Source organism: Candidatus Avelusimicrobium sp., from assembly GCF_051874775.1.
GTDB lineage: Bacteria > Elusimicrobiota > Elusimicrobia > Elusimicrobiales > Elusimicrobiaceae > Avelusimicrobium.
Window position 1 is genome coordinate 13,345 of sequence record NZ_JBJEGE010000035.1, and the last position, 19,543, is coordinate 32,887.

The 19,543-nt window shown below is 49.0% G+C and carries 18 protein-coding genes and 1 tRNA gene; 13 read left to right on the top strand and 6 right to left on the bottom strand.

The genetic code is table 11. The annotated features are described in order from the left end of the window. Window positions 1-818 precede the first annotated feature (818 nt). Together ACI351_RS07675 and ACI351_RS07680 are read left to right on the top strand one after the other, a co-directional pair. Window positions 819-1,406, top strand: a complete 588-nt coding sequence (locus tag ACI351_RS07675) for a hypothetical protein (RefSeq protein WP_439734660.1) — start codon at window positions 819-821, stop codon at window positions 1,404-1,406. After that, on the top strand, window positions 1,406-4,015 hold the full coding sequence (locus ACI351_RS07680; protein WP_439734661.1) for a hypothetical protein: 2,610 nt from the start codon (window positions 1,406-1,408) through the stop codon (window positions 4,013-4,015). Before ACI351_RS07675 ends, ACI351_RS07680 begins: the two co-directional genes overlap by 1 nt. 56 nt (window positions 4,016-4,071) lie before the next feature. Here the strand turns inward: ACI351_RS07680 and ACI351_RS07685 are convergent, their stop codons facing one another. After that, window positions 4,072-4,803, bottom strand: coding sequence for a hypothetical protein (locus tag ACI351_RS07685; RefSeq protein WP_439734662.1), 732 nt, complete (start codon window positions 4,801-4,803; stop codon window positions 4,072-4,074). A 41-nt stretch (window positions 4,804-4,844) separates the two neighbouring features. Between ACI351_RS07685 and ACI351_RS07690 the strand changes: the two genes are divergently transcribed. From ACI351_RS07690 to ACI351_RS07715, 6 genes are read left to right on the top strand one after another with little or no spacing between them, the layout of a single operon-like run. Beyond that, entirely contained in the window at window positions 4,845-5,339 is a 495-nt protein-coding gene (locus tag ACI351_RS07690) for a hypothetical protein (protein WP_439734663.1), read from the top strand. Further along, window positions 5,327-5,815, top strand: coding sequence for a hypothetical protein (locus tag ACI351_RS07695; protein WP_439734664.1), 489 nt, complete (start codon window positions 5,327-5,329; stop codon window positions 5,813-5,815). Before ACI351_RS07690 ends, ACI351_RS07695 begins: the two co-directional genes overlap by 13 nt. A gap of 11 nt (window positions 5,816-5,826) precedes the next feature. Next, window positions 5,827-7,188 carry a hypothetical protein gene (locus ACI351_RS07700; RefSeq protein ID WP_439734665.1) on the top strand — a complete coding sequence of 454 codons (1,362 nt, stop codon included), beginning with the start codon at window positions 5,827-5,829 and terminating at the stop codon, window positions 7,186-7,188. Between the two features lie 5 nt (window positions 7,189-7,193). Then, window positions 7,194-8,555: a hypothetical protein gene (locus tag ACI351_RS07705; RefSeq protein ID WP_439734666.1), complete on the top strand. Its 1,362-nt coding sequence runs from the start codon at window positions 7,194-7,196 to the stop codon at window positions 8,553-8,555. Between the two features lie 2 nt (window positions 8,556-8,557). Beyond that, on the top strand, window positions 8,558-8,863 hold the full coding sequence (locus ACI351_RS07710; protein WP_439734667.1) for a hypothetical protein: 306 nt from the start codon (window positions 8,558-8,560) through the stop codon (window positions 8,861-8,863). After that, window positions 8,860-9,084 carry a hypothetical protein gene (locus ACI351_RS07715; protein WP_439734668.1) on the top strand — a complete coding sequence of 75 codons (225 nt, stop codon included), beginning with the start codon at window positions 8,860-8,862 and terminating at the stop codon, window positions 9,082-9,084. Before ACI351_RS07710 ends, ACI351_RS07715 begins: the two co-directional genes overlap by 4 nt. Before the next feature lie 76 nt (window positions 9,085-9,160). Here ACI351_RS07715 and ACI351_RS07720 read toward each other — a convergent pair whose 3' ends face one another. Next, complete coding sequence (locus ACI351_RS07720; protein WP_439734669.1) at window positions 9,161-9,664, bottom strand: type IV pilin protein; 504 nt, start codon at window positions 9,662-9,664, stop codon at window positions 9,161-9,163. 116 nt (window positions 9,665-9,780) lie between these two features. On the opposite strand from ACI351_RS07720, the gene ACI351_RS07725 reads away from it, so the two are divergent. The 3 genes from ACI351_RS07725 to ACI351_RS07735 are packed head-to-tail and all read left to right on the top strand — an operon-like array spanning window position 9,781 to window position 10,674. Then, the gene (locus ACI351_RS07725; RefSeq protein WP_439734670.1) at window positions 9,781-10,212 is read left to right on the top strand and encodes a glycoside hydrolase family protein; all 432 of its coding nucleotides are present in this window, start codon (window positions 9,781-9,783) and stop codon (window positions 10,210-10,212) included. A gap of 34 nt (window positions 10,213-10,246) precedes the next feature. After that, window positions 10,247-10,444 (top strand): hypothetical protein, encoded by a 198-nt coding sequence (locus ACI351_RS07730; RefSeq protein ID WP_439734671.1) that lies wholly within the window; start codon window positions 10,247-10,249, stop codon window positions 10,442-10,444. Between the two features lie 14 nt (window positions 10,445-10,458). After that, complete coding sequence (locus ACI351_RS07735) at window positions 10,459-10,674, top strand: hypothetical protein (protein WP_439734672.1); 216 nt, start codon at window positions 10,459-10,461, stop codon at window positions 10,672-10,674. A 661-nt stretch (window positions 10,675-11,335) separates the two neighbouring features. Here the strand turns inward: ACI351_RS07735 and ACI351_RS07740 are convergent. From ACI351_RS07740 to ACI351_RS07750, 3 genes are all read right to left on the bottom strand, one after another. Beyond that, window positions 11,336-11,408: transfer RNA gene (locus ACI351_RS07740), tRNA-Thr, on the bottom strand. A 69-nt stretch (window positions 11,409-11,477) separates the two neighbouring features. Continuing rightward, window positions 11,478-13,739 (bottom strand): O-antigen ligase family protein, encoded by a 2,262-nt coding sequence (locus ACI351_RS07745; protein ID WP_439734673.1) that lies wholly within the window; start codon window positions 13,737-13,739, stop codon window positions 11,478-11,480. Between the two features lie 78 nt (window positions 13,740-13,817). Then, a complete protein-coding gene (locus tag ACI351_RS07750; RefSeq protein WP_439734674.1) occupies window positions 13,818-14,450 on the bottom strand; it encodes a hypothetical protein in 633 nt (210 codons plus the stop codon). A gap of 164 nt (window positions 14,451-14,614) precedes the next feature. On the opposite strand from ACI351_RS07750, the gene typA reads away from it, so the two are divergent. After that, window positions 14,615-16,465, top strand: a complete 1,851-nt coding sequence (gene typA / locus ACI351_RS07755; protein WP_439734675.1) for a translational GTPase TypA — start codon at window positions 14,615-14,617, stop codon at window positions 16,463-16,465. Window positions 16,466-16,760: 295 nt separating this feature from the next. Here typA and ACI351_RS07760 read toward each other — a convergent pair whose 3' ends face one another. Then, window positions 16,761-17,921 (bottom strand): hypothetical protein, encoded by a 1,161-nt coding sequence (locus tag ACI351_RS07760; protein ID WP_439734676.1) that lies wholly within the window; start codon window positions 17,919-17,921, stop codon window positions 16,761-16,763. Window positions 17,922-18,418: 497 nt separating this feature from the next. Here ACI351_RS07760 and ACI351_RS07765 point away from each other — a divergent pair, with 497 nt between their 5' ends. Beyond that, window positions 18,419-19,519, top strand: a complete 1,101-nt coding sequence (locus tag ACI351_RS07765) for a hypothetical protein (protein WP_439734677.1) — start codon at window positions 18,419-18,421, stop codon at window positions 19,517-19,519. Window positions 19,520-19,543: the final 24 nt, after the last annotated feature.

Below are 19,543 nucleotides of genomic sequence, written 5' to 3' on the forward strand. Positions count from 1 at the left end.
TTAGGGATGAAGCGTTATTTGCGCGCTTATTATACCGTTACAGGTACCGGAACCGCCGGAAAGCTTTCTTGCTTTTTGACGGATGCCGTAGATGTGAAATAACACGCTTCCCCCGTGCGGAGTAAAGGGGGCAGACGATATGACTGCCCCCTGCAAAACGGGCGTACTGCCTGCCGATTATTTGTCCGCTTACCCCAAAATTGAAATATAAAACACCTTAATGTGGAAGTTATCTGCGTAGCGTGACAGAGGAGATCGGGCAGAAATAACTGGTTCCAAAAAAATGCGGACGAAGTGTTTATTAGGGGGATGAATATATGCTTAAACTGAAAAAAACGAAAATAAGGCCTGTTTTGCTTAAAATAGGGGTAAAAAGAATGCTTTTTTCTGTTTTTTATTATTTATCCATATAAGTTAAAGGATTTTTGTTGATAAAAAATAATTATAAAACATTATTATTCTTGGTAGTATTAAGAAAATGTTCAGAATACTTTTTTAAAAAATATTTTTTAAAAAATAAAAAAATATATTTTTTAAAATTATATTAAAAAAATAAAAATTATTAAAAAATAAGTATTTTTAAAAATATATATAAATTTAAAATATCTTATTTTTAAAAATAAACGTGTGTTTGTGGTGTTAAATTGTATATTAAAAAAATAAATTATTAAAAAATAATAAAAAATAAAATTATATATATTTTTATAAAAAACATATTATAATTTTTTTACAAAAAAACGATAAAAATTTTAAATTTAAAAATAGTAATAAAAAATAAAATACTTAAAAAATAATATAAATTAAAAGGAGTTTTAAAAATGATATCAAAAATTACAATATGTAATTTAGCTTTAGCCCAACTAGGGCAAGCCCCGATATCTTCTTTGGATCAAGAAGATGAAAAAGCGCGCCGGCTGAATTTGTTTTATGAACCTGTGCGTGATGAAGTGCTGCGTACCCATAATTGGGCTTTTGCTGGTGTGAGTGAACCGCTGGCACTTTTGGAAAAAGAAGCGGATAGCGAAGGATTGTTTACGTATAAATATCCGGTAGAATCGTTATTTATCCGCCGCGTATTTGAGTCTAAGGCTCCACATTGCGCGTTACCCTTTAAAGAGCGTTTCCGTGCCGATTTGCATAGCCGCGCATTGGCGGTTTCGTCCCGTGCGGCTTATGCCGAATATACCCGCCGCATAACGGACGAAAATCTGTTTGATCCGGCGTTTGTCAAATCATTCTCGTTGGCGTTGGCGTGTGATTTGGCCGTTGCGTTGACGGGAGACGCGCAGCTGGCGTCGCAAATTTTGCAGAAGTATACCCTCAGTTTAGACGAGGCACGCCGCAGCAATATGACGGAAAATTTTCTTCAGGCTCCCTCCGAGGATGCTTTTAGCGGGGTGCGCTGATGCTGTTACATCATTTACAACCTTCTTTTTCCGGCGGAGAAATCAGTCCTTCCCTTTATGCCCGCGTGGACAGCGCGGCTTACGGTTCTTGGCTTAAAACCGCCCGTAATTTCTATGTGCACCCGCAGGGTGGCGCGTCCAACCGGTCCGGTACGGCGTTTATGGGGGCGGCCAAATTTGCAGGAAAGGCTTGCCGCGTGGTGCCTTTTGTGCTGGGGGAAGATGAGGCTTATGTACTGGAGTTGGGTGAACAATACCTGCGCGTGTATACTTCGGCGGGCCAGTTGCTGGATCAAGACGGGGCGCCGTACGAAATCGCCACGCCTTACGGAGCACACGAGTTATCGTCTTTAAACTATACACAATACGACCAAACGCTCTTTTTAACGCATCCTTCTTATCCGCCCAAACGGCTCGTGCGGCTGGACAGCGGCGTATTTGAGTTTTCGGATGTTCCCATCAAATATGGGCCTTTTAAAATTTCCAATACGCAGGATGATAAACACCTGCGCGTAGTGCGTCATCAGGAAACCATTAGTACGGTGGGCGTATCCGCCACGGTATCCTTCCTGCCGGTGGCAGACGGGCGGTATTTTGTGTTGGGATATTTTGAGGGCGTTCGGTTTTTTGTGGGGCGGGATTATGGATTTGACGCCTCCTTCTTTGCCTCTGAATTTAACCGCGTATTTGGCGCTTCGGGCTTTCAGGCTGTGTGTTTAGGCGGCGTGATTACCGTTACTTCACCGAAGGATACCGGCGGAGCGTGGAATGGAAAACAGATTATTTTGGAATACCGCAAAGCATTTACCCGTCCGCCTGTTTCTACGGTGGTATATGGGTTGTCGGGCGGAATCAGCGCGGGTATGCAAATTGATCACGACAGCGACAAGTATCTACTCCAAAGTGATTTTGATCTGTTTAGCTCCGGCCATATCGGCGGCATTTTTGGTTTGACTCACCGCGTGGAAAGCCAGTGTGTGACGGGCACGCTGGGGTATAACGGCGTTTCGGAGAAAATTACTACCGGTTCAGACTGGCAGTTGCGTACTTCGGGAAACTGGACAGGACAGCTTGTGTTGGAAAAATCGGAAGATATGGGAGCGTCTTGGGAAACGGTAACGTATTTTTTGCGAAATTCGGGGGAGGCAGCTCCGTCCTCGGTCGGCACCTTGGAGGATTCGGGCGAACTGATGTACCTGCGCGTACGCGCCGTGGAAGTGACGGGAGAGGTTGGCTATGAACTGCAGTCCGAAAGTTTTTTGCAGGAAGGCGTAGTACGCATAACAGATGTGGCAGGTCCGCGGCAAGCGGTGGTTAGTGTGGAGCATTTTTGTGGCGCGGAGGATTGGACCGCTGATTGGGCCGAAGGTTCTTTTTCGCCCAAGTCGGGGTATCCTTCAAGTGTATTTTTCTATCAGGACCGTTTAGGCCTTGCCGGTACGCGTGCCGAGGCGCAAACCGTCTGGTTTTCCCGAACGGGGGATCATTGTCATTTCGGACATACGCGCAACGCTTTGGAAGATTCGGACAGCTTTAGCGTAAATCTTTCAGGAAAAAAATTAAACGCCATTCATTCCGTAGCCGTGGCGGGGAAACTGCTTGTCTTTACGGCGGGGAGCGAATGGACGCTTTCCTGCTCCGGCGCACTTACGCCGTATAATGTGCAAATCGAACAGCAAAGCGAGCGCGGTGCCAGCCGTGCCGTGCCTATAATGGTGGGCAATAAGGCGCTTTTTGTGCAGGCGCGCGGCGGGGCGCTGAGAGATTTTTATTACGATTATAACTCCTCTTCTTATACTGGAAGCGATCTGACCCTCTGCGCCAAGCACCTGTTTTTTAATCAGGAAATACGGGAAGTGTGCTACCAGCAGGAACCGGATAATTTAATCTGGTGCGTGCTTTCGGGCGGGGAAATCGCCACGCTGACGTATTTGGCGGAAGAAAACCTCTGCGCGTGGACGCACCACGATACGCAAGGCTTTTTCCGCAGTGTGTGCGTGATTCCCAATCGGGGTTACGACGAGGTGTGGTTTGCGGTGGAACGCGACGGCAATTATTTTATCGAAAAATTGCTCCAGCGTCTTTCCAGCAAAGAACCGGAGGATCAGATTTTTTTGGATGCGTCCGTATCGCGCAAGTCGGACACAGCGTTTTCTGAACTGACGGGGCTTTCGCACTTGGAAGGGAAAACCGTCGGCGTGATGGCGGACGGAAACCCGATAACCGGAATGGTGGTGCATAACGGGAAAATTACGCTTCCGCGCCCGATGAAATGCGTCCACGCCGGCCTGTCTTACGAGGCGGAATTGCGTACGCTTCCCGCTGCATTGTCGGACGCGGGCGGTGCCTTGCAGGACCGGAAACGCAGGCTGGTGTCGGTTACGCTTAAAATGTCGGACAGCCGCGGCGGACGCGCCGGTACGGATGAGAATAATCTGGACGAATTAATCCAGCGTTCCTCGGAACCGTTTAATATGCCGATTGCCCTGCAAACGGGGGATTACGCACTGACGCTTTCGGGTACGCACGGGTTGATGCCGTCGCTTATTTTCCGGCAGACGGATCCGCTTCCCATTACGCTGCTAGCCGTTATTTCGCGGATTGTCTAGGCATAAAAAGGGGGCTTTCGTTGTTACGAAAGCCCCTGATAAAAACGCTTGTTATATCAGTTTTGGGAAAAACGCAAGCTTTGTACCGTTTTTTCGGGTACTTGCGAATTGTTTCCGTCCTCGGAAATTTCCATTATCCCGACGTAGTACACGTATTTGCCGTTTTCAGCCGCAACAAGCCATACGGGGACGCTTTCTCCTCTGTTGCCGTACGCGGTGCCGGAAACATACAGCGCGGGGTTTCCGTCGATAGTCATTGTGTACATTTCATCAATCTCAATTCTGCGGTCTTTGTTGGTTTCCAACGCCTTTTTTAGCGCGCTGACGGAGGTATCTTCCGGCTTGTTGGCGGTACGCAGTATCGCGGCGATGGTAATGGGACCTTTAAAATCCTTACCGGCGTTATCTTTTTTAAAGACATTCGTATCAACTCCCAGTTTTACATCTGTTCCGCTAAAGTGCATCCAGTCCGAGAAATCCATTCCGTTGAATACGGTTAAGGTAAATCCGTATTCCGGATCGGTATACTCGGTTTGGCCGTAAACAGGCTGCGGCTGGGTTTGCGTGCGCTCTATAATGCCGGTAAACGGTTTTATTACCTTATACGTGCCCCAGCCGATGAGGGCGGCGGAACCCGCGCAGAAAAGAAATGTACAAACGCCCGCCCAAATAAGCGGCCATTTGTTGCCCTGTTTTTTGATAATCATCCAAATTATTTTGAAGATTAAAAAGAACACCGCATAAATAACTGTGGCGGCGATTAATAGTAAAAGAATCAGTGCTGTCATAAACTCTCCTTAATTAAATTTCCTTTTCATTCTATCTTTTTATGACTTTTTTGTGTTGCAAAAATAAAATATTGCTCCGTCGCGCGCACGCGGGAGACGGCAAACAATTAGCCCCGTTTTTGCGCGCGGAGGATCGGCGCGAACTGTCCGTTTCCCATTTGGGGCGTTCGGCGGCAGAGCTGTTGGAGAATTTTATCCTTCGTTCCCGCTCGTGTTTTTTTATTTCATACGATAAAGAACCTGCCGCATTGTTTGGGATAAGCGCGCCGTGTTGGCTGGGCCGCCGTGCGTGCGTGTGGTTGGTTACCGGCCGCAGTATTTTAAAAATGCGCGTGTCGTTTATGCGTCTTGCGCGGCGGATAACAGCGGATTTTTTGTCTGTTTATCCGGAGCTTTACAATTTTACAGACGAGCGCTACTTGTCTGCCGTACGTTTTATCCGTCGGCTGGGCGGGCAGTTTGACGGTTCGTTCGTTACATATGGAAATGTGCGCTTTTTGTATTTTACGTTTAGGAGGAATAGATGGGAGGAATAGTAAGCAGTGCGGGTGGAAAAGTATCATCCGCTTTATCCGCGTTTGGAAGTCAAAAATCCAGCCGCGATTATTACAGTGCGCTGGCACAGGATGCGGATTATCAGGCCGCGTATGTGCAAGAAGCAGCCCTGCGGCAGGGAACTTATTTGTTAAAATCCGCTGCCGAGCGCAGCCGCGATTTATACAAAGAATACCGTCAAATGGCGGCCGCGCAGAAAACCACATTGGCGGCTTCGGGGCTGACGAATAATTCCGCCACGGTGCAGAATATCTTAAAAAATACGCGTTTAAGCGCGATGCTAGACGAAGAAACACTGCGTTCCAATTTACAGGACGCACTCTTTGAAAACGATACGTCAGCCGCCGCGCGTATCCGCGCGCTAAATGTTACCGCAAGCCAGTACCGCCGTGCAGCGAAGAATTCTTTTTCACCTTGGACGGTGGGCTCTACCTTACTGGGTTGGTTAAACGGATAGGAGATTTTAGGATGATTGTTCCGAAATATACAAAACAGGAATTTATCAAAACGCCTCAGGTTGATGGTTCGGCTCCGTCTCCGGTGCGTTTGCAGAGCGTATATGAAAACAATTTAAGCCGCACCAGCAAATTACTGCCTAATGCGCTTAATACGTTAAGTTCCGCCGCGGAAAAATTTTCCGGCAAAGGGATGGAAGGCTCCGTTTCCCAGCCGCAGTATGCGGACGAACAGCTCCGCCTGCGCGAGCATATCGTAAGTACGGCGCGGGAGGAAATCTCGCAGAAGGGAAAATTGGACGCTTCTACGCTTGAAGCATTTGCTTCCAAAAACTTTACGCCTGAGACGGCATCGGGTGAGGCGGGGCGGGACTGGTCGGTGCTGTACCGTGCCGCGCAAGAAGACCAGCGTGAAGCGCAGGCTGCCTGCGGCCAAAGGAATGCCGCGAGGGAAGAAACACTGGTACGTCAGGTGGGATCGCTGGTGCGTTCTCCGAGCGCATTGGAAGAATATCTGTCCTCACAGCTGCCTTCTTACGAAGAACGGCTGCGGCAAAACGGAGCGGATGAGCGGACGATCCGTGCAAGTTCCCAATTAGTCCGCGCCCAAGCCGTGGAGGATAATATCTGCCGTTCGCTGTCCATAGGAGATTGGCGCAGCGCGCAGGCCGCGCTTGAAAAACACGGCGCCATTTTGGCGGATACGAATCACGCCGCGTGCGCTGCCAAAACACGGGCGGAATTTGCGCGTTCTCAAGCTGAAAAATTATGGGAACAGGTTCGCTTGGAGACAGGGGCCAATGCCGTACAAATTCATCGCCGCGCCGCGGAACTTGTGCAGGAGCCTGATGCGGAGCTAGCCGCTTTGACGCGCCGTACGCTGGCTTCTATTTTTCGTCGGGAAAATGCGCAGGAACATCGGGCAGCGGCCGATACGTTGGAAGCGGTTGCACAGGCCTCGTCGGATAAGGCAGTTAAGTTGCTGTCGGGGCGTAACACGTTAGAAAGGGAAGAGTGGAATCTGGCGTGCAGTGCAGCGGAAGCGTTTGACGGAGACTGTACCCGTTCAGACAATGCATTTTTTGTCCAATGTTATTTTAGCGGTACAGAAAAGGAGCATTTGAGGGCGTTTAAAAAGGGGCGTGTTTCCGCGAGGGATTATGTCCGTCTGGAAGCGGCAAGACACCGGCGGGAGAGCGGCGATCAGTTTTACGCGCAGGAGCTGCTGTGCGGCGGAATAGACGTATGGATGCGTAAAAAAGGTTTTTCCGCGCAAGCCGTTTCCCGCGCACAGTATGTGGTGTTATCGGCGGGGGCGTCGGCGGAGTCCATAGGCAGCGTGTGGAAAGAAGTGAAAAATTTATTGGAGGTTTAAATACAATGACGGTTTCAATGCAAATTACCAAACGCATTTATACGGGTAACGACATAACACGCCAGTGGGATGTGGATTTTCCATTTGCGTCTGCGGAGGATATACGGGTATATGTTACCTCTCCGGCGGGTGCAGAGGAGGAAATACTGTCCGATTTTACGTTAAACGCGGACGGAACCGAACTGACTTATCCTACTGTGGAAAGCGGTAAAGCGCCGCTGGCGGCGGGGTGGACCATTGCGTTGGTGCGCCAAACGCCGCTGACGCAGGAGATTGATTTAATCCGCCAAGGCGAATTGGACGCGGAAGTCTTGGAAGGAGGATATGACAAGCTGACGCTTTTGGTGCAGGAACTAAATGAAAAGGTATCCCGCAGCATTAAATATCCCGTGTCTGCACAAGTGGGTGATTTGGAAACGGATAATTTTTTAAAGAACATTCTTTCTGTTAAGCAAGATGCGGTGAATGCGTCTACTGCCGCTGTATCCGCCGCCCAGAATGCCCAACAGAGCGCGTTCTCCGCCCAAGAGGCGGCACAAACTGCATTGGAGGAAATTGCGTCGGCAGCCGGTGCGGCCCAAAACTCTATTGCACAAAGCGGTCAAACGGTAGAAAGTACATTGGAGACGTACCTTTCCGCCGCGCACGAAGAAGCCGAAACGGCCCGTTATTATGCCGAACACAGTATCGGAAAAACCATCGGCGAGGTGTTTTTCAGCCAAAGCAGCCTTGCCTCGGACAATGTCGGTGCGCTGCCTCTTTTTACGGGCGAAACGATTGCATCGGCGGATATACTGTATCCGGAATTTTATGCGTGGGTTTCGGCTCATCCGGAACTGCAGATTGCGGCCGACGGCTACGAAAGTGAGCTGACGCAATATGGCGAGTGCCCAAAATACGTTATTAGAGACGGCTCCCTCCGTTTGCCCAAAAAAGCACAAGAGGGCGCACTCTATCCGTGGGTGGCGGCTTATACGGCGGCGGTACCCGCCAGTACGGCGCAAGTAGCAGAATTTCAGGCTGCTTTAACTGGCAAGGCGGATACGAGTTTAGCGAATGTGGATTCTAACCTTGACTATATTGTGGAAAGTTATCACGATGCTGACGGTAACTGGTACCGCGTGTATAAGAGCGGTTGGGTTGAGCAAGGTGGTCCCGCTCAGAGCAACGGTAGCAGCAGAATCACGGTGTCTTTGCTGAAACCATTTGCAAATACAACATATTGGGCATTTGCAACATTGGAACAAGACAGTACATCTAGTGTGTGTGGGCAGAAATACAAAAGTTCGGCTACGACAACTTCTTTTGAAACTTACTTACAACAAGGTTCGGGGTGGTGGTATGCGTCCGGACAAGGAGTGGAATAATTATGTTTGATATTGGACAAGTTTTAACAAAAGAAAATTACACGGCGGCCGCGGTGTGGTGTAACCAACACGGCGCACATATTGAACAACAAAACGGAGCGTATGTAATTGTAGAGAATGCGCCGGAACCGGAATTGTTGCCGGAAGAAAAAGTGGCCGCATTGGAAGCCCAATACGGGCTTACGCGTGCTGCGCGTACCGCCCTTTTGGCGTTACGCGCGCAAGGTGCGGAATTGGACGGAACGCTGATGTCGCGCGTAGACGAAATTGAATTGGCGGCGCTATCACTTCGGGAGAAAACGGTATGAGCGAAAAGCACTTGCGTGATTGGCTGTATGCCTTTGGCGTGGCAGCGGCGGGTTTATTTTGGTTTTTTACGCTGAACGGGCTTCCGCCGCGCGTAGATAGTTTGGAAAAGAAAGTTTCCGAGCACGAAGGCCGTTTGGCCCGTTCGGATGTAAAACTTGATATGATTGCCGATGACGTCAAAAGTATTAAAGTAATGTTGTTGGGAGCAGTTAAAAAGTAACGGAAGAATAGGTGTGCTCGGTCCCAAAAAACCCCCGACTTTGTAAAGTCGGGGGTTATACGGAAAACTGCGTCAGTTAAAAATCAGACGGTTGCCCATTGGAAGCGGCCATACAGAATTTTCCGGCTTTAGTAGTAGAGGTTTTCAATGCCGCAGTGCATTGTGCGTTGGTGGTGGCGGTCCCTTCGCAGCAGCGGCGCACAACGGTAATGGTTCCGTTATCTTCTTCCGTCAACTCGGTTTGCAGCGAATATTTTGCATTGGCAATATCGCGTACGGCGCTAATGTAAAATTTTCCTGATCCAGTGCCCATTGTGATGATAAAGTTTTTTCCGCCGTATTTGCCATCCGATTTCCTCTGTGGAACTTCAATATCCAGCTTGGTAAAAGTTGTGGGCCAAGAATCTTTTTGCAGCAAATAGCGTTCCGCAGAACCGGCAATGGAATTCATCAGCGTCATCGCTTCGGCTGAGCGGGATTTTTCTACGGCGGTGGTATACTGGGGAAGCGCCACAGCGGATAAAATCCCGATAATCAGTACCACAACCAAGAGTTCAATAAGCGTAAAACCTTTCTGCATTGTATAATCTCCCTTATTTAAAATATGCTTTTTCATCTACTAAAATAGTATAGCAAAAATCGCTGCAAAAACAATATGTTTAGGCGGCGTATTTGCTGAAGGATCAAGAGGTAAAAATGTGTGACTTAAAACAATTTCCGGAAAAAGTATTGCCGCGGATTCGACGCGCGGAGGGATTTTCCAAAATTCCGTATCAATGTCCGGCGGGGTATTTGACTATCGGTTACGGGCATAATTTAGAGCACGGCATCAGCGCGGAAGCGGCGGAGTTTATCTTGCGGGAAGATGTCTCCCGCGTACAGGGTGAGGTGCAAAACGCGTTTATTTGGTGGACGAAACTGACGGAGGCACGGCAGTTTGTGTTAGTGGATATGTGTTTTAATTTGGGCCTGTCCGGTTTGAAAAAATTTACAAAAATGCTAACTGCGCTGGAAGCAGGTGACTACGAAACCGCCTCCGCCGAGATGTTGAACAGCCGCTGGGCCGAGCAAGTGGGCCGCCGCGCGCGGGAGAATGCCGCAATGATGAAAAGCGGCGAATGGATTTAATCTCCGTATTGGTACGGAGATAAGGAGAAATAGGATGGAACATATTACGGGAATTGTCACTTGGACGAAAGCGAATTGGGCCGATATTTTAGCCTTGTGGGCGTGCCTTATCGGTACGGCGGAAATCGTTGTTAAGTGGACGGATAGTAAGAAAGACGACGAAGTATTGGGTAAAATCCGCGCGGCTGGTGTGAAGGTGATCAGCTGGCTGACCAAATTCGGGTTTGAATAGTCCAAGACAAAATAATGTGGGAAACATTGTTAAAAGCGGTGTTATCGGCAGGGGCGGTGTGGAGTATTGCCGCCCTATCGGCTAAACTGGCGCGCAAATCCGTCGCGTTGGAACAAGCACAACGGGAGGCCTTGGAACGTGAACAAGTGGATAAAGTGGTGGAGCGTGTGTCTGATCTGCCTGCTGATGACATTCGCCGGAGGTTGCAAGACGTCGGGCGTAAAGAGTAGCGCGGCCGTATGCCGCATTCACTTTGATTATGCGGACTCGGGCGTAAACGAGCAGAACGCGCGGGCGATGTTATCGTTTTACTGCGCCTGCCATCCGAATGCGGAGGCGTGCCGAAGTCTGACAAAACGCTGACACGCCTTTTTGATTTTGCATTTTTTTGGCGCGGCAAAGGCAGCCCGCAGGGTCAGTTTGCGTGCTTCTTGATAATAAAAAACCCCGCAGAAATGCGGGGCTTTATATTCAGCCAAGAGGGGGGATCGCCTTCCGGTAAAATTTCTGACGAAATTTTCCTGCAGGCCGGACTCGCGGTTTTTGCCTTTTGGGGCTTGCCCGTGTGTCTCGCCCCTCAAACAAAAACATCGCTCCGTCTTTCGCTCCCCCCGCGCACGCAAAGCAGTTTGCGTGCTTCTTGATAATAAAAAACCCCGCAGAAATGCGGGGTTTTATATTCAGCCAAGAGGGGGGATCGCCTTCCGGTAAAATTTCTGACGAAATTTTCCTGCAGGCCGGACTCGCGGTTTTTGCCTTTTGGGGCTTGCCCGTGTGTCTCGCCCCTCAAACAAAAACATCGCTCCGTCTTTCGCTCCCCCCGCGCACGCAAAGCAGTTTGCGTGCTTCTTGATAATAAAAAACCCCGCAGGAATGCGGGGTTTTATATTCAGCCAAGAGGGGGGATCGAACCCCCGACCTACCGCTTACGAAGCGGTTGCTCTACCAGCTGAGCTATCTTGGCGAAAATCGGTTTTTCCAACTACTTATATATTCTACAAAAAAAGAAAAAAAATTGCACCAAAACTGTATTTTACCGTCGGTAAGTTAGCGCTCTTGCTTGTTGTTCAAGCGGTTTGAAAATCGGATTGGTACGGTTCGTTTTCAAAAATTCTTCTTCCGTGACGCCTTGCGGTCCTTGGCGGTAACGGTTGATCCATTCAAGCGCGGTTTTTCCGTCCCGTTCCAAAAGAGCAATTTGTGTCAAATAAAAATATGTTTGCGGATTTACCGGATCGGCCAGCAGGGCGCGTTCAAAAGCTTTTTTGGCGCGTTCCATATTTTTTACGGCTTCGTTGCGGAACATTTCGTATTCCGCCTGACTTTTGGCCTGTGAGGCATCTTGCGAACGGCGCATCGCCATTGTAAAGTAGAGCTGTCCGTAATTGTGGTATACAAGCGGATGATTGGGGGAGCGCGCAGCCACTGTATCCAAATCCTTTAGTGCGCGTTCAAAATCGTCGGACATTGTTTGTTCGTCTCCTCTGGCAGGAGAGAATGTTTTCGTTAAATTAAAGGTAACGGCCATCGTATTGGCGCGGAATTGACGGTATTCTGTTTGAAAGGGATTTAAACGAATGGCTTTTGTAAAATATCCGAGTGCGCCCTCTGCGTTGCGTGCGTTTACCATACTTACGCCCAAGCTGTAATAGTGGTTGGCGCGAAAGAACCCCCATACGCCGTAAACGGGAAGAAGCGAAAGGAGCAGTACCGCCAGCGCGCGCGGAGACGAACATAATTTGGCCGCGCGGGCATAAACATACGATGTGCCTAGCACGCACGCGGAAAATACCGTCCACGCGCACGCTTCAAGCAAAAATTGTCCAAGGTTTGTTACGCGTACTACCGCGTTAATTTCGTAAAATTCGCCAAACAAGCGGCAGACAAGCCATACCAGCGTGCCCCACACTGTTGCGCGCAGGAACCAAACCCATACAGATATTTTACCCTCGGAAATGGGTATTTGCTCTTCCCGCGGCGCACATAAAGCGATGATCATCCCCATAAAAAGTGCCAAAAACAATCCGCTGGAAGCAAAGTGAATACTGATGTCTACGCCCGCGTGCAGTATCATTCCCGTAAACGCCGCGGTTATGCCAAGCAGATAGATATTTCGTTCGCGCAGGGCATCGTCCGCTCCGGTGCGTTTAAGGTTTTTGACGGCTAATACCAGCAAAAATAAGACTAACCATAAGAATACAGCCAGCCCGACAGTCCCGCCGGTAGCCCATTGTTCCAAAAATTCGTTTTCTGCGTGCTGTGTTTCTATATTATGGGCGTTTTCAATGTAGAAAATTTGCGGACGGCGGTAAGCGGAATAAATGATTTTAAAACTTCCCGCACCGGTGCCCAAAACAGGGGCGTCCTGTACCATTTCAAATACAGAAAGCCACGTATATGCGCGGAAACTGACCGATTGAAAACGTTTGAGCGCAAATCCCCCCGCTAATACGACAGCTGCCAGTAAAAGCACGGCAGCGACCAGATTGATTTTTTTTAAGTGTTTCTTGGCCGCTTGCGCCAAACAGTTAGTGTACAGTGCAGCTGCACACGCGGCGGCCGCGGCGTAGGCCACCCACGCACCCTTGCTTTCGGTAAAAAACAGCGTTACGGCTCCCGTTCCCAATAAAAAGAGCAGCGATTTCTTGCGAGAAACCAAATATCCCGCGCCTGCCAAACAGGAAGAAAAAATAACAAAATCAGCATAAAAATTCGGATTGGCGTGCGTGGAAAAAACGCGTTTGGTAAAAAATCCGCGCCACGGCATAGGGTCGATTCCTTGGAAGAAGCCGTCAAGTACTTGCAGTGCACCGTACGCAAACGAAATCCACGCGGCGGTCACTACATATTTAACAAGCGTGCATACGTCCTCAAGCGTAAATTCCGTTGCGGCCAAAAGCGTCAGCCCGCCGTAGAGCCAAAAGCGGAAGAATTCTTCCGCGGCTTCCATTTTGTACGGAAAGAGCAAAAAAGAAAGCGTATTCCACGCCAAATACGCAAATACGGGCAATAAAAACATGACGTTTTGTCGGGTAAACGGGAATTTCTTCCGTACCAGACAAAGCGACGTCCACAATGCCAGCAGAACTAAACCGCCCGCGTGCAGAAGTGTCAGTTTTACCTGTGCGCTGTCATATGTAGCTGTAAAAAAAGAGATGCTGACCAGCAGCGTTAAAATCCCCGTTCCGTGGACGAGGGTTCCGCGCACAAAACGTTCAAATGAGTTTGGGGCCGGAACAGCCGTTTTGGCAGAATTATTTTTAGAGGTATTTTTTTTAATGTGTTTGGCGGACATATCAGTTATCTTAACAAATTTGCCTTGCTGCGGGAAACCGGATCGGCGGAAGAAAGTTTTAGGCGTTAATAGGTCTGTTTAATGCACGCCGGCAGCGCGGTAAATTGCCGCAACGGCCAACACGGCGACAAGTCCCGCCGCCGCCGCCAATACTTCCGACAGTTTAGGCGAAGCCGAAACGGGCGTTTTGGGCAGTGCGTTGAGCCTGTTTTGGTAAACGGATGGAACGGCGCAAAACACCAGATAGCCCGCCGCTTTTGTTGCCCAACTGACGGGCGCAAAAACACAGATGAGACCTCCCAGCCATACCACTCCCCACAAAGCGGGCGGCCACGCGGTGCGGGCGTGCATATATTCGCAGGTGCGGTTAATAAGGTTTGCCAGCGTAAAAAACGTAAATGCGCCGCCCAGCGTCCGTACGAAAGGTTTTCCTTTTAAGGAAGTTCCGTCCGCACGTCGGAATCCGTGCAAAACTGCGTGCCATTGTTGGAGCATCCAATAGAGTGTGAATGCGCCTCCGCTGGCGACATTTAACCCAAACAACGTTCGCGCGTGAATGAAATAGAAAGTATTGGTTAGTCCTTCTTTTTTTAGTTCCGCCTTGCGTTTTTCACGTGCGGCTTCGGACGTATAATCCCAATTTTTTACGCTTAACGCATATGCCACATACATCACGGCAAGCACGCCGAGCATTTCCAGTAACCGTTCCATAGGGTTATTATAAATTATTTTTTCCAGCGGCAAAAGGGGGATTCTTTTCGCCTTTTTATAGCGCGCGCCCGCAAAAAATACTAAAATATATTATCTGCCGTAATTACGGCCCGCGCTTGGTGCGGGCGTTTTTGTGGAAATTTATTAGGAAGCTCCTTATTAATATGAACAATACCCGTCAAGACGTACGCAACGTGGCTATTATCGCCCACGTAGACCACGGCAAGACCACGATCGTGGATTCTCTTCTAAAATTTGCCGGAGAATTTAAAGTAAAAGAAGACCAGGCGCAGGACACTGTGTTGGACTCCAACCCCTTGGAGCGCGAACGCGGCATTACCATTTTGGCCAAATGTACGTCTATCGGCTACAAAGGCCATACCATTAACATTGTCGACACCCCCGGCCACGCGGACTTCGGCAGCGAAGTGGAACGCGTGCTGCGTATGGTGGACGGTGCCATTTTAATGGTAGACGCGGTGGAAGGCCCTATGCCGCAGACGCGTTTCGTACTGCGCAAAGCTTTGGCTCTGGGTTTGCGGCCGATTGTGGTAATCAATAAAATGGACCGCGACCACGTTCGTCCCAGTGAAGTGGTGGACGAAGTGTTTACCCTGTTTATGGAACTGGGCGCAACGGACGAACAACTCGATTTTCCGATTATTTACGCCTCCGGTCGCGCAGGCTGGGCGAGCCTTAAAATGGAAGAACAGGGTAAAGACATTGCTCCGATTTTAGACACCATTTTAAGCCACGTGCCCGCCCCCGAAGCGCGCCCCGATGCACCTTTACAAATGCAGGTAACAATGCTGGACTACAATAATTTTTTGGGCCACGTGGGAATCGGCCGCATTTTAGCGGGCAGCATTCAAAAAGGCCAGCAGGTGGCGCTTATACACCACGACGGTTCCGTCACGCAGGCCAAGGCCGCTAAAATCGAACGCTTTTTGGGGCTTGGAAAAGTGGAAGTGGAAAAAGCCGAAGCGGGGGATATTGTATCTGTGTCGGGCCTTGAAGGCGTAGACGTGGGTGATACGATTTGCCGCCCGGACGCGCTTAACGCACTGCCGCCGCTGTCTATAGATGAGCCGACAATGTCTATGGATTTTATGGTAAACGACAGCCCGTTCTCCGGCAAGGAAGGCAAATTTATTACGAGCCGTCACTTGAAAAACCGTTTGGAAAAAGAAGCCCAAACCAACGTGGGTTTAAAAGTGGAACAGCTGGAAGGCGAAGGTAAATTTAAAGTCTACGGACGGGGCGAACTGCATTTAACCATTTTGATTGAAAATATGCGCCGCGAAGGTTTTGAACTGGCCGTATCTTCTCCCGAAGTGATTTATAAAGAAGAAAACGGTCAAATGCTGGAACCTATGGAATATTTGATTTTGGACATAAAATCCGAACATCAGGGGGCCGTGTTTACGCTCTTGGGTACGCGGGCCGCCAAACTGGAGAATATGGTTTCCGAAGGCGAGGACCGCTTAAGACTGGAGTATTTGATTCCGTCCCGAGCGCTTATCGGGTTTAAAAATGAATTTTTAACCAACACGCGCGGTACGGGCATTATGCACCACAGCTTTCACGGGTATTATCCCAAAGTCAATCTGCCGGATTTGCGCCGCAACGGTGTGCTGATTGCCAAAGAGGACGGCGAAACCACGCCGTACGCGTTGTATGCGCTGGAAGACAACGGCGAACTTTTTTTGGGTCCGGGGGAAAAAGTATACGCCGGACAGATTGTCGGCCAAAATTCGCGCGACAACGACCTTGTCGTCAACCCCTGTAAGGCCAAACATTTAAGTAATATGCGCAGTAAAGCGAGCGACGAATCGTATGTATTAACGCCTCCGCGGCAGATGAGCTTGGAACAGGCTGTGGAGTATATCGCGCCGGACGAACTGGCCGAAATTACGCCCTTGTCTATTCGCTTGCGGAAAAAAATCTTGTCGCATCTGTTGCGCAAACGCACGGAAAAAGCCGCGGAAATCGCCGAGGAAGAAGCCGCCGCGTAACGCTGTGCCCGATTTAACAGGAACGCTCCGCCGCAGTAAGGGCGGCGGCAGTTATAGTTTTAAATTGGGATTAAACCCTAAAACGGGATATCGCACTTGCGAAGGCACATCCTGCAAAGACCTTGGTTTTACTAAATATACTAGTTATACCGCTGATATCTGCTGGTGTGGCGTCAGTGGCGGCTGCTACTATGCGGACTAACCGCGTGTAAAGACGGAAAATTTGACATAAAAACAGGGAGCGTTTATTGAAAAACGCTCCCTGTTTTCGTAGGGACCAAAATTTCAGCCCGCGTTACCCGTTAAACAGTTCGCTCAGCCCCAACTTGTCCAGTAATCCGTCTAACAGTCCTTCCTCTTTGGCTTGGGCTACGCCCAGATGCTTTTGTTCCCTATCCAGCGCGTGGCGTAAGAGCGCCACCGCCCCCGTATAGACGGATTGTTCCGCAGGACAGTCCGCAATTATATCGTCAAATTTGGCCAGTCTGGCTTTGCGGACGTTGAAGATTTTTTTGGCGGATTTCAGCAGGCTTTTATCGGCCGCTTCGCCGCACAATACCAGTTGCGAGGGCTGGTATTTTAAGAAAGAAAGCGATTGGTACAACTCCTTTTTAATGTGTTGTAGTAAGTTTTCCGCCGCATCCTCCAATACTTCGTCCATAATGTCGTCCGTGCCTTGTTCATAGGCGGCCAGCACTTCGCGTGCGGTTTCAATATCGTTTTGCAAAATATCGGCTACGGCTTGGGCGGCGTCATTCTTGCCTGCGGACAGTTCCCACGCGTCTACAATTGAACCTTTATGGGTTAAGAGTGCGGAAGAATTGTCCATTCCGATATCCACCATCAGTACACCGGCTTGTTTTTCTTCGTCGCGCAGCAGGGTTTCCCCTAAGGCTACTGAGGTGGGAAACAGCTGATAAGCGTTGCAGCCGCAGCTGGCGAGGATGTTGTTTAAATTGTCTAGGTGTGTAATCAGCCCGAAAGAAAGGAAAGTTTCCGCCCCCAGCGAAAACCCCGCCATACCTTTGGGATTTTCGATGTTTAGGTTCCCGTCAATAGCGTAACATTGGGGAAGAATATCTACCACGTCTAGGGTTTCGCTTAAATTGGGCGGAATGGAGGCCGCAATGGCGGCTTCTATTTCCTTGGTCCCTACAATGCGGTTTCGCGACGTTATGGTGTGAAATCCGTTGGTATGTTTAAAAGAAAGGAAGCCCCCTCTTAACCCGACTACGACGGACGGATCGGCGGAAACATACTCCGATATTTCTGCAAATACGGAAGACAGTTCTTGGCGCGCCGCGTCCATATCGCGCACGAAAGCGCACGAGAACGATTTCATCGGGCGTTTTAAAACGTGGCGCAGCCGCAGCGTGGCGGTCTCTTCGTCCAGTGCGGCCAGCGCGGCGGTAACAGCTCCTCCGTAAAAATCAAGCGACAGTATATTTCGGCTCATAGCAAAATCCTTTGTAGTATTTTATCAAATTTGCGAAAAAGTCAAATTTACAGAGGAATGGGAGAAAAAGAAAAAAGTAAAAAACAAAAGTTTCCGTCGGAAAAACGCGGAAAACCGGCCCCCGTCGTACCGACGAAAAAATGGGGTTGTAAGGCGAAGGAGAACCCTGCGGACCGCCAGACTCAGGATGACCTCATTCATATTATGGACGCGTGCGGGCAGTTTGTTTGTTTCTTTTTCTGCTGTCAGCAAAAGAATAGAAAATCTTTTTTGCTTACTTTTTGTCGATACAAAAAGTAAAGCGTAACTTTGGGGCATATCCAAAACAGTGTGGCTCAATTAATCAGAGGATCGCGGTGGGTAAGGGGCCCGCGGACTCTGGGCCTTGACTCGTTTTTTTTTTTTGATACAGTGGAAATTATACCGCCTATATACCCCCTGACGTTTCCGTCGCGTTTCTCTTTGCTGCGGGGCTTCTAGGCTGTTTGGGAGGTCCTATGAAACGGCTTATTATATTTCTTTTGTTGTGTATTCCGGTTGTGGCTTTTGCAAAGAATAAAATCAGTATGGTTACGTACTTTCCCGTACCGTACGTAGCGTATTCGCGCGTAAGTGCGGGCCAAATGGATGTGGGCTTAACAACTGCTTGCTCAATGAAACTGGGTTGTTCGGAAAGCCAGTCTCCGCTGGTTACGCCGAAGGTAAACGTGCAGAGCGGGAAGCTGGAGTTAAACGGCGGACTCGGTATATTGGGAAACAGTATTACATTAGGTTCCGGTAATACGGGAACGGGTCATTTATCGTTTAGCAACGTGCGGATAGCTACAGGAAATATGGAAAGCGTAAACGCAAACACAATGGCTGTGACTAATTTAAACTTGTTTGGCAGAGCCTTCCCAAGTTGTAAAGATGCCAACAGTGCGAGCAATGGACAAATGAGCTGGCAGAATTTACAGCTACAGGGTGCAAGCAATCAAGAACTTTATTTGGCGTGCGGCCCAATGGGAGAGGCAACGGAGCCAGAAAGTTATAAATTTGAACCGGTTATAAAAACAGTACATGCGGCAAAGACGTGCGGTCTTTTGTCGACGATTACCTCTAGAGGAGCGTTTGGGGACTCTACCGTGAGAACCGATCTTAGGGAAAGTGAGGCGAGTTATACGTATGCGGATTCTATTGAACAGCAATGTAATTTAGAAACTACTGAGTTTTCCTCTTGTGGTCAGTGCAAAAACGGAATGCTAACGCAGGCTTATAGTGGGCATAAAAAAAGATGTGATACAAATTATACTAATGTATATTATGGTTTACAGGTGTGTCCATCGGGATATTCGGATGAAGAATTGTGTCAACAGAATTGTGATGCTTCTGCCACCACTTGTTCTTACCGGTGTCTTAAAACGGCTGCCAACATTTCAGGCTGTGGGGAGGAATTAGAGAGGCACACCTGTTATTGTTCGTGTCCGGACTTGAATACAACGTGTAGTGCTGTCACAGAAGACAGGAATCCTGATGGTTCCTCTCAGTCCGAATTTGTCACAAATTTTGAACCACTGTTAGGCGGAAAAGGCAGTATTTTAACGTGTGTGAAATCGTAATACGGTGCAATTAGCGAAGTGTGT